This is a genomic window from Psychrobacter sp. 1Y4, assembly GCF_051847555.1.
This window is the reverse complement of the sequence record NZ_JBPYDE010000536.1, coordinates 1-716: the sequence shown is the minus strand read 5'-3', so window position 1 is coordinate 716 and position 716 is coordinate 1. Positions and strand designations below refer to the sequence as shown.

The 716-nt window shown below is 31.8% G+C and carries 1 protein-coding gene; it reads left to right on the top strand.

Annotation, left to right across the window (positions count from 1 at the left end; all coding sequences use genetic code 11):
• Positions 1-57: 57 nt before the first annotated feature.
• A partial coding sequence (locus tag ACS8FC_RS17415; RefSeq protein WP_439297708.1) for an AAA family ATPase occupies positions 58-716 on the top strand: 659 nt, incomplete at its 3' end.

Genomic DNA, 716 nt, shown 5'->3' with positions numbered 1-716 from the left:
AATCTTTGAAAAAAAAATATTCTGCTGAGTTAATTACTCAAATTGTTGAGGAATCAAATGACTAAGTCACATAAAAATCAAAGTAGGTCTATTAAACATCTGATTCAAAGCTCTGATAAAGGCAATTTTCAATCTTCGTATCAATTGTATCGAAACTACCTTGAAGGTAAAAATGTAGAGCAAAAAGATGAAGACTTATCTTATCAATATTTGGCAAAAGTAGAATCTGCACTTCTTGATAAAAAAATTGTTTTATCGTCAATGCATATGACTGTTTTTAGAAGGTTTATAGATTTAGATATTTCTTTTAATGAGAATATTACTGTTTTAATAGGTGCTAATGGTGCTGGAAAAACTAGTATTGCAGAAGGTATTGCAAAGACATTGTCATGGTTGAGCAATAACTTAGAAAAAACAGATGTAGTTGGTAGACCAATTACAGAAAGTGATATTTATGTTGGTTCTAAAGAGTTTAGTGAGGTAGCGACAAAATTTAAGTTTGACGAACAAAATACTTTTAATGTAAGTATTGGTAATACTGTTCCTGGATATAGTGGCAGTTCACCTACCGATGTAGTAGATATAAGACAAGTTGCTGAGATGTATAAAAGTGTAGCCTACAACCCATCGATATATATTCCACTTTTAGCATTTTATTCAGTCGAACGCTCGGACCTTTCGTTATCTTCAACGATCACAGAATCAGCTTCAGGTGA